Source organism: Pseudoalteromonas sp. T1lg22 (assembly GCF_002964645.1).
GTDB lineage: Bacteria > Pseudomonadota > Gammaproteobacteria > Enterobacterales > Alteromonadaceae > Pseudoalteromonas.
In genome coordinates this window covers 1-14,376 of the sequence record NZ_PQBY01000029.1, presented here as the reverse complement: position 1 = coordinate 14,376, position 14,376 = coordinate 1, and the positions used below count along the sequence as shown (strand labels likewise).

General features: G+C 51.4%; 14 protein-coding genes. 7 read left to right on the top strand and 7 right to left on the bottom strand.

All coding sequences use genetic code 11. From position 1 onward, the window contains the following. Positions 1-3: 3 nt before the first annotated feature. The 6 genes from C2M24_RS15785 to cyaY are packed head-to-tail and all read right to left on the bottom strand — an operon-like array spanning position 4 to position 5,866. On the bottom strand, positions 4-1,122 hold the full coding sequence (locus C2M24_RS15785; RefSeq protein WP_105216198.1) for a heme biosynthesis HemY N-terminal domain-containing protein: 1,119 nt from the start codon (positions 1,120-1,122) through the stop codon (positions 4-6). Between the two features lies 1 nt (position 1,123). Next, the gene (locus C2M24_RS15780; protein ID WP_105216196.1) at positions 1,124-2,995 is read right to left on the bottom strand and encodes a uroporphyrinogen-III synthase; all 1,872 of its coding nucleotides are present in this window, start codon (positions 2,993-2,995) and stop codon (positions 1,124-1,126) included. Between the two features lie 27 nt (positions 2,996-3,022). After that, positions 3,023-3,964, bottom strand: a complete 942-nt coding sequence (gene hemC, locus C2M24_RS15775; RefSeq protein WP_105199263.1) for a hydroxymethylbilane synthase — start codon at positions 3,962-3,964, stop codon at positions 3,023-3,025. A gap of 18 nt (positions 3,965-3,982) precedes the next feature. Continuing rightward, positions 3,983-4,864, bottom strand: coding sequence for a DUF2914 domain-containing protein (locus C2M24_RS15770; protein ID WP_105216194.1), 882 nt, complete (start codon positions 4,862-4,864; stop codon positions 3,983-3,985). A 21-nt stretch (positions 4,865-4,885) separates the two neighbouring features. Beyond that, a complete protein-coding gene (locus C2M24_RS15765) occupies positions 4,886-5,545 on the bottom strand; it encodes an alpha/beta hydrolase (protein ID WP_105216192.1) in 660 nt (219 codons plus the stop codon). Beyond that, complete coding sequence (gene cyaY / locus C2M24_RS15760; protein ID WP_105199278.1) at positions 5,546-5,866, bottom strand: iron donor protein CyaY; 321 nt, start codon at positions 5,864-5,866, stop codon at positions 5,546-5,548. Positions 5,867-6,012: 146 nt separating this feature from the next. On the opposite strand from cyaY, the gene lptM reads away from it, so the two are divergent. The 5 genes from lptM (at position 6,013) to C2M24_RS15735 (ending at position 9,332) form a co-directional block, all read left to right on the top strand. Next, positions 6,013-6,198 carry an LPS translocon maturation chaperone LptM gene (gene lptM / locus C2M24_RS15755; RefSeq protein WP_105199260.1) on the top strand — a complete coding sequence of 62 codons (186 nt, stop codon included), beginning with the start codon at positions 6,013-6,015 and terminating at the stop codon, positions 6,196-6,198. Positions 6,199-6,260: 62 nt separating this feature from the next. Then, on the top strand, positions 6,261-7,091 hold the full coding sequence (gene dapF / locus C2M24_RS15750; RefSeq protein ID WP_105199259.1) for a diaminopimelate epimerase: 831 nt from the start codon (positions 6,261-6,263) through the stop codon (positions 7,089-7,091). Further along, positions 7,088-7,699 (top strand): DUF484 family protein, encoded by a 612-nt coding sequence (locus tag C2M24_RS15745; protein ID WP_105216190.1) that lies wholly within the window; start codon positions 7,088-7,090, stop codon positions 7,697-7,699. Before dapF ends, C2M24_RS15745 begins: the two co-directional genes overlap by 4 nt. Next, positions 7,696-8,628 (top strand): tyrosine recombinase XerC, encoded by a 933-nt coding sequence (gene xerC / locus C2M24_RS15740; RefSeq protein WP_105199257.1) that lies wholly within the window; start codon positions 7,696-7,698, stop codon positions 8,626-8,628. The genes C2M24_RS15745 and xerC overlap by 4 nt, the downstream gene beginning before the upstream one ends. 11 nt (positions 8,629-8,639) lie before the next feature. Then, positions 8,640-9,332: an HAD-IA family hydrolase gene (locus tag C2M24_RS15735; RefSeq protein WP_105216188.1), complete on the top strand. Its 693-nt coding sequence runs from the start codon at positions 8,640-8,642 to the stop codon at positions 9,330-9,332. Positions 9,333-9,339: 7 nt separating this feature from the next. On the opposite strand, the gene C2M24_RS15730 is transcribed toward C2M24_RS15735, so the two are convergent. After that, on the bottom strand, positions 9,340-9,753 hold the full coding sequence (locus tag C2M24_RS15730) for a GNAT family N-acetyltransferase (protein WP_105199255.1): 414 nt from the start codon (positions 9,751-9,753) through the stop codon (positions 9,340-9,342). A gap of 167 nt (positions 9,754-9,920) precedes the next feature. On the opposite strand from C2M24_RS15730, the gene uvrD reads away from it, so the two are divergent. Both uvrD and C2M24_RS15720 read left to right on the top strand, forming a co-directional pair. Continuing rightward, entirely contained in the window at positions 9,921-12,086 is a 2,166-nt protein-coding gene (gene uvrD / locus C2M24_RS15725; RefSeq protein WP_105216218.1) for a DNA helicase II, read from the top strand. Continuing rightward, complete coding sequence (locus tag C2M24_RS15720) at positions 12,031-14,127, top strand: GNAT family N-acetyltransferase (protein WP_105216186.1); 2,097 nt, start codon at positions 12,031-12,033, stop codon at positions 14,125-14,127. The genes uvrD and C2M24_RS15720 overlap by 56 nt, the downstream gene beginning before the upstream one ends. Positions 14,128-14,376 lie beyond the last annotated feature (249 nt).

Genomic DNA, 14,376 nt, shown 5'->3' with positions numbered 1-14,376 from the left:
TCGCTAGTGCTGACTGTGGTCGAGAACGAGTAAGGCTTTCTCCGCTTGCCCTGTGGCACGATAGCTTTGCATGGCCCGCTGTGGGTGCGGCAGGCGTTGTTGTTGCGCCAGGACCTTGTCGAAAATTCGCGCGGCCAGCTCATGTTCACCCTGGCTTTGTGCCAGATAAGCCAGACATACCAGCATTTCTGGTTCGTCGGGCTGCTTTTTCAGCTCGGCCTGCAGGGCTTTTTGTACTTCTTCTACCTGGCCATATTCAATCTCGCTGAGCACAGACAAGAGCTGCGAGTACTCATTACGCTTAAGCAGCTTTTTCAGCTCCTCTTGTACCGCGGCAATTTCTCCGGTGCGCACCATGGCACGCAAATAATGGGTGTGGCCACCGCTGCGTACCGCTTTAGGCAGATCGCCATTGCGCTTTTGTAAGCTGGTCACCGAGTCGCTATCGAAATATGCGCGCAGGGCCCAATCCCACTCATTTTCATCAAAGCTTTGCGCCTTGATTAAACGCCGGGCTAGCTGGGCAAATTCACTGAACTTATGCAGCTTTAACAGCACATTGGCGTAAAGTTTTAACTGATGCGCCGTGGCTTTTTTACTGGCACATTGGCTACGTAGTGTGGCCAGCACCTCGGCTTCGCTGTGCGCCGCCAGCCAGAGGTTGACCGGCTCGCTGCGATTCTTATCCGACAACTCATCCAAAAGATTCAGGGCAAAGTCCCGCTCCCCTTGTTGCAAACGCGCTTTAGCCTGCATGGCCAAAGAGAAGTCACGCCATTTTTCGTCAACACTGCCCTTGCTAAGGGTGTGCTGCAGTTGCTGCATGTCGTCGTTGATCAATGCCCATAACGCCTGCTCCTGCACTGCCTGTTTACGCTCTTTGCTGCGAGCAAAGAAGCCATGGCGCACATTGCGATAGCTGTTGATCACATAACGCAACAGACAAAACAGCAGGTAACCACCAAACAGGGTTAACAGGGTTAGGATCACAAAACTGACTATGCTGCCTTCAACCGTCCATTGACCAAAGGCAATCAACACATAGCCCTTTTCGTCAATCAGCCAAGGGGCCACCGCGGCCACCAGGGCGATAAGGCCGAAAATTATAAGCAGTCTCACCATATCAAGACTCCTTTAAGGCGCTAACTGTGGCCAAGTTGATCGGCTGCGCTGGCGTTAGCTGTTGCAGTCGCAACTGCTTCAGCTGACTTAAAAACTGGCTGGTTTGCGGCTGTGATAAATCAAAGTAACGGGTGATCAGATCCGCTGAGCTTTGTAATGATTGCTTGTAGAGATCAACATACTGGTGAGTGGCAGCAAAGCCCGCCTGATCAAGATTGAAATGCAGACGTTGTTTAATTAAACGTTGTTGCTCATGGTCCAGCAAGGGCTCTATTGTCGCCTCGCGCTTACGTACCTTGATAAAGTCATCCACCAGCTTATCCCAGGTACGACCTAAATTAGTACGCCAGTCGGAAACATTGTCTGAGAGCTCTTGCTTATCCGCTGCCACCGTTTCCTCGGCCAGGTCGACCATATTAAAGGCCAGTTTATCAACCTGTTGCCCTAAACCATGTAAGGTCAACACAGTGGCTTGCACATCCGCCAACTCAATGCTGGCTAGGGTTTGTAAATCGCTGTGAATGGCTCGTCTTAACTGAGCATTACCCGGATAGCTGGCCAGCAGCGCATCGGCACGCTCAAGCACGGTAGCGGCACCGGCATAGTTGCTTTCAGACCAAATTTTAAAATCCGCCAGAGCCACCAAACGACGTAATTCGTTCATATCCAATGGCGGCTGGGTATTATCTTTTGCCGCAGCAATACTTTGCTCAACATGAGTGATCATGGTGCGTTGATTGGCACTTAGCTGGCGACTGATGTCGTCATTAAAATCCTGTTGCCATTGCTGAGTTTGCTGCTGCTGAGTTTGTTGCGTACTACGCAAGGCCTTAATTTGCTCAGCCAGCGCCTGATTGGCACCTTGCAGCTGCTGCACCTGCTGTTGCATTTGCACCAGCGCCGCATTTTCCTGCTCGGTCGCACTGCGTTGCTGCTGATACTGATGCCAATATAAATAGCCTGTACCAGCTCCGCCGCCCAGAGCAATCAACAAAGCCAATAAACCAACCTTGCTTACGCCTTGTTTGGCGGGCGCCCTGCCCGATTGCACTTTTGGCGCAGGCGCTTTTGCTGTGGCCGCCGACGTATTAGAAGGCGCTGATTCCGGCTCTGGCTTTTCGGGCTGCTCGCTCATATTGATTTCCTGCTCACTGTCGATACACGCGGCGATGGCCTGGTTAGTCACGCCTGCGGCAATACTAATATGGTCCGTGGCCACACCTTGCTGTTCTAAATGCGCCCCAGTTCTAGCACTAACAATATAGAAATGTCGCGATTTAAGCCACTGTAATAATTGCGGATCTTGGCTGGCAAAGATGGCATCGACGCTGCTGTTACTGGTTATGACCAAGGCATCAACCTGATCCTGCTGCCATTGCTGCAACCAGGCATCACTGCTCGGCTGCGCCGCAGTGCGCTGATACACCACCAGCGGATTGATAAAGGCGCCACGTTGTTTCAGGGTTTTGGCGAGCAAGGTACGTCCGCCTCGGCCCTTAACCAAGACCACATTTTTCCCTTCGACCTGCTGCAGCTCGGGCAGTGCAATCATGCCTTCTGAATCATGACGCTCCGGCACCAGGGCACGGCATTTAAAATAACTATCTAAAGCCTCTGCGGTGGCTTCACCCACGGCTACACATTGCACACTGGCGGGCAAACTGGGCCGTTGTTGATGCAAGCCTATAACCGCATCCTGAGAAACGAAAACAGCAATATCGGCTTCATCCAGGGTCGCCAACTCTTGTTCATCACTGGCCAGATAATCAATATTCAACACTGGGCATTGAGTCACCTTATGCCCTTGTACAACAAGTAAATCAGCCAGTTCTTGCCCCTTACCCTGGGGCCGAGTTACAACAATATGTGCCATTGCCTGCGCCTTCGTTATCGTCCAGTTTTATTTTATTTCGCCATATACCTCGGCCAGAATCACATCGGCCCCTTGAGCCAGAAGTTCTTCCGCCAGGCTTACACCTAGTTGCTGCGCTTCACCAATAGAGCCCTTGGCCTCGGCCCGTAAAATACGTTTGCCATCAAGCGAACCCACCAGACCACGCAGATACACCTGATCATCTTCAATCACGGCATAGGCTCCGATTGGCACCTGACAACCACCTTGCAAGCGGCGGTTCATAGCGCGCTCAGCATCAACGCGAATACGAGTTGGCGTATGCTCAAGCGGTGCCAGCAGGGCTTTAATTTGCTCATCATCGCTGCGACACTCAATACCCACGGCACCCTGACCATTGGCTGGCAAAGATTCTTCGGCACTGATGTAACTGCGGATACGGTCGCTCATTTCTAAACGGATCAGGCCGGCGGCGGCGAGGATAATGGCATCGTACTGGCCTTCGTCCAGTTTCGCCAAGCGGGTATTCACGTTACCGCGCAGATCGCGAATATCGAGATCGGGACGACGCTCTTTAAGCTGGCACTGACGGCGCAAGCTTGAAGTACCAACAACGGCACCCTCGGGCAGGCTGTCGATATCGGCATAAAGGTTAGAAACAAAGGCATCACGCGGATCTTCGCGCTCGCAAATGGTGTGCAGCTCCAGCCCAGCTGGAAAGTCCACCGGCACATCCTTCATGGAGTGCACAGCTATATCGGCGCGGTCTTCCAGCATGGCTTGCTCTAATTCTTTTACGAACAAGCCCTTACCGCCAACTTTTGCCAAAGGGGTATCGAGGATAATGTCGCCCTTGGTGGTCATGGTCACCAGTTCGACTTCAATATTTGCATGATGGCGCTCTAATTCAGCCTTTACAAATTCGGCTTGCCACAAAGCTAGGGCACTTTTACGAGTGGCAATTCGCACTCGCTGAGTTGCAGTTGTCATGTAATTCCTAATTCAAAGTTAAGGCTTGGCAATTAAGCGAAACTCTCTTGTTGCCAATAACTTATTATTGTTATCTCGTAATTCTACACGCCACAAACCAACTTGGCTGGGCATAATATGTTTAGATGAAAAGGTGCGATAACGAGCCGTGTGTACGCCGAGTTCAACCCGCGCCATCTGTTGCTCTTCAAAATACCAAATATGGCTGACTTTTTGCCCTTGCAGGCCGTGCAGTTCAGTGAAAAATACCAGGCTGGTATCAAAGTCACCCATATTAATCTCACGACCCAGCGCACTGACCGGCTCACGATCTTGCACTTGTGTGGTTAATACAGCTCGGCTCACTTTGTCGGTATCGATTTTGCTGCCCTGGGCCAGGTTGGCAACCTTGGCTTCATCATTAAAATCGGCTGCAACTACACTGGGTTCAACCTCGGCTGGTTCGGTACGAACGGACTCGGACTGAATAGGTTCGGTCCGAACGGACTCGGCCTGAATAGGTTCGGCTGTAACAGGCTCGACTGGCTCAGCATTCACCTCTTGAACCTGGTTGACCTCGGCGGCCACCTGCTCAATCGGCTCGGCATCATTTTGCGCCTGGGCTTCAACTAACGACTCAGACTCTGACTCTGCAACCAGAGGCTGTTTATAAGCCGAACTCTCGCTGCTAACGACTGGCTCAGCGACTAATTGGCTTGTAGCTGATTCGACCTCAGAGACCCTGCTTTGTTCGGCATTGGCCGGGGTAAAAGCAGCATACCAAAGTGCGCCTATAGCAAAGGCGCCGACTCCAGCGACTGTGCCGATGCGATGCCAATGCCACTGATAGACCACATCCTTGCGGGCAATGCGCGGTGTATTATTATTCATGTTCGCCGTTATCACGATTTTTTGTCCCATGCGCTGGTTCCTAGATCTCTTTTAACTTAGTCGCTCTATCAGCCATTGTCGAATGGCCTCAAGCTCTTGTTCACAGACCTGGTGCGCCATGGCATAAGTTTTCCAGGACACCGCCATCCCTTGCTCCTGCAAACAATCAAAGGCCTGTTTGCCAGCCGCTAATGGCACCACGTTGTCAAACTCGCCATGGGCCATAAAAATACTAAGGTCTTTATGTATCGCCTGCTCGGCCAGTAACTCCGGCTGCGACATATAGGTCGATAGCGCCATGACTCCGGCCAGCTTATGCTGATAGCGCGGCGCCAAATGCAAGGCAATCACGCCACCTTGCGAAAAGCCGGCAAGAATAATCTTGTCTGCCGGTATCCCGGCGGCGAGTTGCTCATCAATTAAGTCGCTAATGCGCTGCGCTGATTGTTGCACACCCTGAGCATCAGCACGTTTATCCAGATCAAGGGATTTAATGTCGTACCAGGCACGCATTTCCATGCCGCCGTTAATGGTCACGGCTTGAACCGGCGCGTGAGGAAATAAGAATTTCACCCCAAGCTCTTCGGGGAGGGCCAAATGAGGTGCCACGGGGGCGAAACCATCACCTGAATCTCCTAAACCGTGCAACCAGATCACGGTCGCTTTATGAGTTGGGCTATTAAAATAGCTGGCACCGTCGAATTGACTCACTTAATCATGCTCCCAGCGAATTTCAACACCCGCCTGCTTGGTGGCCGCATCACACATAAACTGCCAAAACTCGGCGCCGGAACGATTATCTATCCATTGCTCGCCATGCAATTCAAAGTGGTGGCCGTTAAATTTAGTGGCAACCCATACCTGATGCAGCGGCGCCTGCTTGTTAATCACTATCTTGCTGCGGTCCGGGAAGATGATTTCCAATATCCCCGCCGCCGACTCATAGTCCAAATCCGCATCTAAATCGTCGATCTGATCTTCTATGGTCAACATCAATGCATCGGCCAGCTGATGATACTGGGTGTCGGTCATGGTGGTTTCACTCATTTGGCTTGCGCTCCTGTCCTGGCGGTGACGTTGTGAAGGGGAAATAATTCAACAGCAACGACTACATTTTCGGTATTTTCTGTTACTCTGCGATTATAAAACGAGTCATATTAATTATCTATCGAATCACTATGTATAACAGTCACCGATTGCCTCACCTTGTTGTAGCCGTCAGCTTAACGCTACTAAGCGCCTGTGGTCAAAGTGGACCCTTATACCTGCCACAAGAGCAACCAGAAATTCAGCAGCCCGCCTCTGTGCAAGCGCAAGAGGGCGAGGCGCAAGTGCAGACCAACGACCCGCAACAGCAGCAATAAACCTAGAGTTGGCTGCGTTTTGCAGGCATAGTGATGGCATAGAGGGATGATGTAAGAGCGTTATGTTAGTTAACTTCTCCAAGATGCACGGGCTGGGAAATGATTTTATGGTCGTCGATAACGTGACCCAGAACATTTTTCTTTCCCGCGACCAAATCAAGCGACTGGCCGACCGTAACTTTGGCGTTGGCTTCGACCAATTGTTAATGGTCGAGGCGCCCTATTCGCCGGATTTAGACTTCCATTACCGTATCTTTAATGCCGATGGCAGCGAAGTGGAGCAATGCGGTAACGGCGCTCGCTGCTTTGCCCGCTTTGTGCGTATGAAGGGCCTCACCAACAAGCATAAGATTGCCGTATCCACCAAGGGTGGCAACATGATCTTGTATATAGAAAAAGACGGTCAGGTCACGGTGAACATGGGACAGCCCATGCTCGAGCCCAAAGAAATTCCGCTTAAAGCCAGTAAACGCGAACTCACCTATATCCTGCGCCAGCAAGAACAAACCCTGTTTGTCGGTGCCGCATCCATGGGCAACCCCCATTGCGTGATCGAGGTTGATGATATAGACACCGCCGAGGTGCAAACCTTGGGACCTTTAGTAGAAGAGCATGAGCGCTTCCCGAAGAAGGTCAATGTTGGCTTTATGCAAGTGATAGATGAAAACCATATTAAGCTGCGAGTGTGGGAGCGCGGTGCCGGTGAAACTCTGGCCTGTGGCAGTGGCGCCTGTGCCGCCGCTGTAGTTGGACAGCTGCAGAATAAGCTAGGCAATAATGTCAAAGTTGATCTGCCCGGCGGTAGCTTGCAGATCCGTTGGCAAGGCGAAGGCCACGCGGTCAAGATGACGGGCCCCGCCGAGCATGTATTTGATGGACAAATAGCCCTATGAGTGAACTAAGCAAAGAGCAGATCGCCGCGTATCTTAAACTCAATCCGGACTTCTTTTTACAGCATCCCGAGGTGTTTGCACTGATGAACTTTGGTGCTCCCCACGAAAGTGTTGCCTCTTTGCAATTGCGCCAACAGCAAGTGCTGCGCGAACAAAACCAGGCTTTGCAACAGCAGTTACAGCAATTGGTGGCTCAGGCGAAACAAAATGAAAAGGTCTTTCAGGTGTTTAGCGCCTGCCATCGCCAGCTGATGCGGGATGCCGAGTTTGTCGAACTGGCTACTGGGCTGGAAGCCCTGATCTGCGAACAATTACATATCAGTGAGTGTAAGCTGATTAAGTTCACCGAAGACTTGCAGCCCTTGCTGGATAAACGCCTGCAAACTAACAATCACTACCTTGGCCGTTTATCGGAGCAGGAGCAGGCGCTGATCTTTGCCGGCCAAAGCAAAAGTTCCGCCCTCTATCTTATTGGCGAGCTGCAAGCGCCTCTGGCAATTTTGGCCTTTGCCAGCGAAGACGAACTGCACTTTGAGCCAGCTCAGGACAGTTTGTTTATCTTCGAGTTTGTTAAAGCCCTGCAAGAGCGCTTAACCGCCCTATCATGAGCGAGTCGCAGGCGCTCACCTTTGCCGTGATGACGGATGCCTGGCGCTCACCCGTGAGCGACTACCACAATTACCTGCGCTATGAAAAACAATACTCCAACCACACCCTGGAGCAATATCAGCGGCAACTCCTCGAGGTAGCCCGCTATTTTTATGATGACCGGGATGGCTGGTTGGCCATTAACGGCGACGATATCCGCCGCTATGCCATGTCGTTGCGCGCCAAGGGCTTGGGTGCCCGCACCGTTAACCTCAAACTCAGTTGCCTGCGTGCCTTTTTTCGCTTTTTACGCACCTATAATCCGCATCTGGATAATCCGGCCCAGTTTGTAAAGGGCCCCAAGTTTGATAAGCCGCTGCCCCGTAATCTGGATATTGAGCAGATGCATCAACTCCTTGAGATCGACGATGATGATCCACTCGCCATCCGCGATAAGGCGATGATGGAGCTGATGTACTCATGTGGACTGCGGATCAGCGAACTGGTCAACACCAACTGCAAGGATATCGATTTGCGCAGCGGTGAAATCCGCGTCCTGGGTAAGGGGAATAAAGAACGACTGGTACCGGTGGGCTCAAAGGCCATTGCCGCAGTTAACGCCTGGCTTAAAGTGCGCGGTGCCTTTATCGGCGCCGATGTCGATGCACTGTTTTTATCAAAACGGAAAACCCGTATTTCAGTGCGTCATGTACGCGAGCGCATGCGTGAATGGGGCGTCAAACAAGGCCTGAGTGCCCAGGTTCATCCCCATAAACTGCGCCACTCCTTTGCCTCTCATGTCTTGCAATCGAGCGGCGATCTGCGCGCGGTGCAGGAATTACTGGGCCACAGCAGTTTATCGGCCACCCAGGTTTATACCCATTTAGACTTTCAACACCTAGCCAAGGTATATGATAATACCCACCCCAGAGCTAAAAAACAGAAGTAAAGCCCTACACCATGATGCGATTTAATCGAGCCATAACGCCCGCCAAGGTCCTAAGTTTTGACTTGGACGACACCCTGTATGACAACCACCCTATCATCAAGGCGGCGTTGCAGGCACAGCAGGATTATTTGCTTACCCTACCGGGGTGGCTGGAGCAAGGCGATGATTTTTGGCTTACCTGCCGTCGCACCGTAATTGCCCGTGATCCGGCTCTGGCTCATGATGTTACGCAAATTCGTAAGCAAGCGCTCACTTACGCCATGAATAAGATCGGGGTAGAACAATACCACGCTGACAATGCCTATCAGATTTTTGCCGAAGCACGCAGCAAGATCACCGTCAGCGATGAGATATTAGCCCTGCTGGAGTCGCTTAAACGTAAATATCGGCTGATCGCCATTACCAACGGCAATGTCGATGTGTCCAAATTCAACCTCAAGGATCAGTTCGAGTTGGTTCTGATGGCCGGACCCGATGGCAAGTCCAAGCCTCATCGGGACTTGTTCGATCATGCCGCAGAGCGTCTTGGCGTTGCCAACCAGGAAATCATTCATATCGGTGATAGCCTGGACACGGATGTGCAAGGTGCGAACAATGCCGGATGTCGCAGCATTTGGCTCAATAATCAAGGCATTCAATATGCCTACAAAGGCCTGCCTTGCTGTGAAATTGACGACATCATGGCATTGACACAGTTAGGTTAAATACAACTTAAAGTGCTTTAACCATATAGCTACGGCGCCCATCCAGGGGATAATCGGTCAAGGCGAAGACCTCCTTATAGCCATGGCGGCGATAAAAGTCGGGAGCTTGGAACTCCAAAGTATCGAGCACAGCTTTTGTCGCCCCCAAGTCCTTGGCTGCCCGCTCCAGTTTATAAAGCAGTTCGTTGGCATAGCCTTGCCCTCTTTCCTCGGGGTTGACCCATAGCCAATCGATAAGTAGCCAGTTGCCGAAGCACCGACCCGCAATTCCCGCAACCACTTCACCCTGCTCATTATTGACTCTAAAACCGAGATTTTGCCTTTGTACGGGCCAATGTGACTTGTTAAATGCAACCACCTGATCTTTAAGCCAATCACTTAGCTGCTCACTCGTGTCACTGACAATTTCGTACTGTCTCATTATCTAACTTCCAAAGTACCCATGGCGCCTATGTTAACTAATATGAGTACAAGCAGTTAGCGGTAAATTGCTTGCTGGGCGCATACCTGTTTATAAAAACAGTATTCTATTTAGCCAAAGCAGAACTCTTGTTATACTTGCCAAACTAACAATAGGTGGATGTGGCGATGGATGTATCTGAATTACTTGATGGCTTGAACGATAAACAACGAGAGGCGGTAGCAGCACCCTTGCAAAATATGCTGGTTCTCGCCGGTGCAGGCTCAGGTAAGACCCGGGTGTTGGTCCATCGTATCGCCTGGTTAATGCAGGTAGAAAACGCCTCACCCTATAGCGTTTTTGCGGTGACCTTTACCAACAAGGCGGCAAAAGAAATGCGCGCCCGGGTCGAACAAACCATCCAAGGTTCCGCCGGTGGCATGTGGATTGGCACCTTCCACGGATTAGCCCATCGTATTTTGCGTGCTCACCACCGCGAAGCCAAATTGCCTGAGTCTTTCCAAATTCTCGACAGCGATGACCAGCAGCGCATGATACGCCGTTTGCTTAAGGCCATGAATATAGATGAAAAGAAATGGCCGGCAAAGCATATCGCCTGGTATATCAGCGCCAAAAAAGATGAAGGCCTGCGCCCGGGCGACATCCAAGCCTTTGACGTCAATGAACAACTTTTACAGCGAGTCTACAGCGCCTATCAAGAGGCCTGTGACCGCGCCGGATTAGTCGACTTTGCCGAGATCCTGCTGCGCTGCTATGAGGTTCTGCAGCAACAACCCACGCTATTGCGTCACTACCAGCAGCGCTTTGCCCATATTCTGGTGGACGAGTTCCAGGATACCAATACCATACAATACCGCTGGCTGGCACTGATCGCTGGTGATACGAATTCCATGATGATAGTTGGCGACGATGACCAGAGTATTTATGGTTGGCGTGGTGCCCGTATCGAAAACATCAAACGCTTTTTAGATGACTTTGACGCCGAAACTATTCGCCTGGAACAAAACTACCGCTCCACTGCGACCATTCTAAAAGCGGCCAATACGCTGATTGAGAACAACTCCGAGCGCATGGGTAAGAGCCTGTGGACCGATGGTAACCAGGGTGAGCCTATTTCCATCTATGCCGCCTTTAATGAGCTTGATGAAGCCCGTTTTATCGTTGGCAAAATAAAAACCTGGCTGCAAGCCGGTAATGCCCTCAGCGACAGCGCCATCTTATATCGTAACAACGCGCAATCGCGGGTGTTGGAAGAAGCCCTGCTACAAGAAGGTATGAAGTACCGTATTTATGGCGGTATGCGCTTCTTCGAACGCCAGGAAATCAAAGACGCCCTGTGTTATTTGCGCCTGGTCAGTAATCGCCAGGACGACGCCGCCTTTGAGCGCGTGATCAATACACCGACGCGCGGCATAGGCGACAAAACCCTCAGCCATATTCGTGACTGCGCCCGCGCCGAATCACTGCCGCTTTGGTATGCCGCCAAGGCCATCATTGAACAACAACATTTGTCTGGCCGTGCCGCCACCGCGGTAACCAGGTTCTTGGAGTTAGTCGATGGTATCGAAGCCCGTATCGACGATCTCACCTTGGCGGAGCAAGCCAAATATGCAATTGAAAATACCGGCCTTATGGCCATGTATCAGGCAGAAAAAGGTGAAAAAGGCCGCGCCCGCGTAGAAAACTTGGAAGAATTAATCAACGCCTGCGAGCAATACGAATTACCGGTGGACGAAGAGTTTTCATCGCCACTGCAAGGCTTCCTGGCCTACACTTCATTAGAGTCAGGAGAGGGTCAGGCCGAAGAACATGAAGATGCGGTGCAGATGATGACATTGCACTCAGCAAAAGGCCTGGAGTTTCCACTTGTGTTTATGGCTGGCGTTGAAGAGGGCATGTTCCCATCGCAACAAAGCCAGGAGGAAAGCGGTCGCTTAGAGGAAGAGCGTCGCCTTTGCTATGTAGGCATGACCCGCGCCATGGATAAGCTCTACATCACTCATGCGGAAGCCCGTCGCCTCTATGGCCAGGAAAAATATCACAGCCCGTCGCGTTTTTTACGTGAACTGCCCGATGACTGCATCGAAGAAATTCGCGTTAGAACCAAGGTCACCGCGCCGCAACAGTCGGGCCGTTTTAGCCCGTCGCTGACACAAGCGGCATTTGCCGATAGCGGCTTTAATCTAGGCCAACGCGTACTCCATGCCAAGTTTGGTGAGGGTACAGTACTGAATTATGAAGGTGCCGGGGCCCAGTCACGGGTGCAGGTAAACTTTGATGACGTCGGCAGTAAATGGTTGGTCACCGCCTATGCTCGCTTGCAAGCACTCTGAAGTAACTAGCTTACTCACCCAATTAAAGCGCCAGCGATGGCGCCAAGCACTGTTATTGCGTGGCGAACGACAATGGTGCTACGAGCAATTAATAGCGCTCCAGAAACTGACAGCCGCTCCATGGTATGTACTCAGCAATAATGAACAGCTTAGCCAGGCCCAGTGGCCGCATCATCTGCACCAGATCCTGGGGCAAGAACATGCCCACGGCGCTTACGACTGTTACAGCGGCTTTTATGCCGACAAACTCGCAGCACTGGCGGGCACGGTGCAAGCCGGGGGCTTGCTGGTGCTTATGCTGCCAGAAGATACCCAGGCTTTTATCGACCCGGGCATGGATAAGCTGGTTTCTTACGGTTACTCCACACCAACACAAAGCCATTTTTGGGCCTGGTTAGAACAGCAACTAGTAGAAACCGACTTTATTAGCATCAAGCAATCCGAGGCTAACGCAAACGATATTAACTTGGTTGCCGACACACCTGACTGCAATGCTGAAGCGGATACCCGTGAGCAGCAAGAGGTCGTAGCGCAAATCATTAAAACCGCCAAGGGTCGGGCACATCGCCCACTATTAATTAGTGCCGACCGGGGTCGTGGCAAGTCTGCCGCATTAGGTATAGCCGCCGGCCAGCTGAGCGATAAACGCATCATCTTATGTGCCATTCAGCGTAGAGCGGTAACTAGCGTGTTTAAACACCTGAGCCAAACGGCATCCCTTGCCGAAGCCAAGGACACAGATCTGAGTCTAGGTAATGTTGAATATATGCCTCCGGATCGCGTCCTGCACGAGCAACCCAGTTGTGATCTACTCTTTGTCGATGAAGCGGCCACCCTACCGATACATATTCTTAAGCGGCTGTTGGCTATCTATCCACGCGTGGTCTTTGCCAGCACCTTGGCCGGTTACGAAGGTAGTGGCCGGGGTTACACCCTACGCTTTAAAGCCTATTTGCAAAGGCACTGCCCTAATTTTAGCGAGCGCGTTTTAAACGAGCCCTTTCGCTACGCCTCGGGTGATCCCTTGGAACAGGGGATCAACAAATTACTGGTGCTTGATGCCGCCAGCAAGGAACTCCAGCCCTGCGAACAAGTATTAACTCATACTTCTATAGATGTGGCTCAGCTACGCGCGCAGCCGGAGCTGCTAAAGCAGGTATTTGCTTTACTGGTGCTTGCCCATTATCAAACCTCGGCCAATGACTTTCGCCAATTACTGGATGCGCCGGGACAGCGTATTTACCTAAGCCGAAAAGGCGAGCAACTGGTCGCCGTGGCCGTTATTACCTTGGAAGGTCGCTTCGATGAAAAGATGGCGGCCCAGGTTGTCAGTGGTGAACGTCGCCCGCAGGGGAACTTACTCGCTCAAAGCCTGGCTCAGCTAAGCGGTGAGTCACAATTGGCGCAGCTATCCTGCGCGCGTATAGTGCGCATTGCCGTGCATCCACAATTGCATCACCTGGGTATAGGTAGCGCGTTAATGGACTTTATCGGTGACGATCTCACAAAACACAAGGTTGCCATACTTGGCACCAGCTTTGGCGCCCATGCCAGCCTGCTGGAGTTTTGGCAACGTCTTGGTCTCAGCACCATTAAGCTGGGCATTAAGCGGGATCATGTCAGCGGTGAATACAGCGCCTTAATGGCAAAAGGACTCACTGAACAAGGCACCCAACTATTGTCACCGGTTATCAAGGCTTGGCAAAAGGATCTGCCACACCTAATAGCGCATTATTTTGCCGATTTGGATAGTCGCCTGTTACTGAAACTATTATGCGAATGCCCCAAGGCCGAACCCAGCCAGGCCGATCATCATACCCTAATGCGTTTTACCCTGGGTCAGATCCCGCTAGCACAAGCCTATGGCGCCCTGTGTCGTTACCTTCAATCAAACTGGTTGTCACTTACTATGGCGCCTAAAGAAACTCAAGAAGTGATTCTTGCGCTCATATTTAACAGCGTGGATGCCAAGCCTGCCGAACTGAGTAAAAAACAGTACCAGCAGCTGATCAAAAGCTTTATTCAACAGCTTCTAAAATAAAGCCAAAGGTCCCTCTAAATACAAAGCCCGCTGATTATGCGGGTTTCTTTTGTCGAAGTTCTACCGATCTAACCAAGCCACGGGGAGCAACTCTAACTTATAGCGCTTCTAAATTGGGGCTGGTTTCAGACGATAGAGTGTGTATGGTGTATTTTAAACGCCAGAAAGCAAAAAACCCGCTCATTGAGCGGGTTTTTCTGAATAGGAGCCTGGTGATGACCTACTTTCACATGGCAAATGCCACACTAT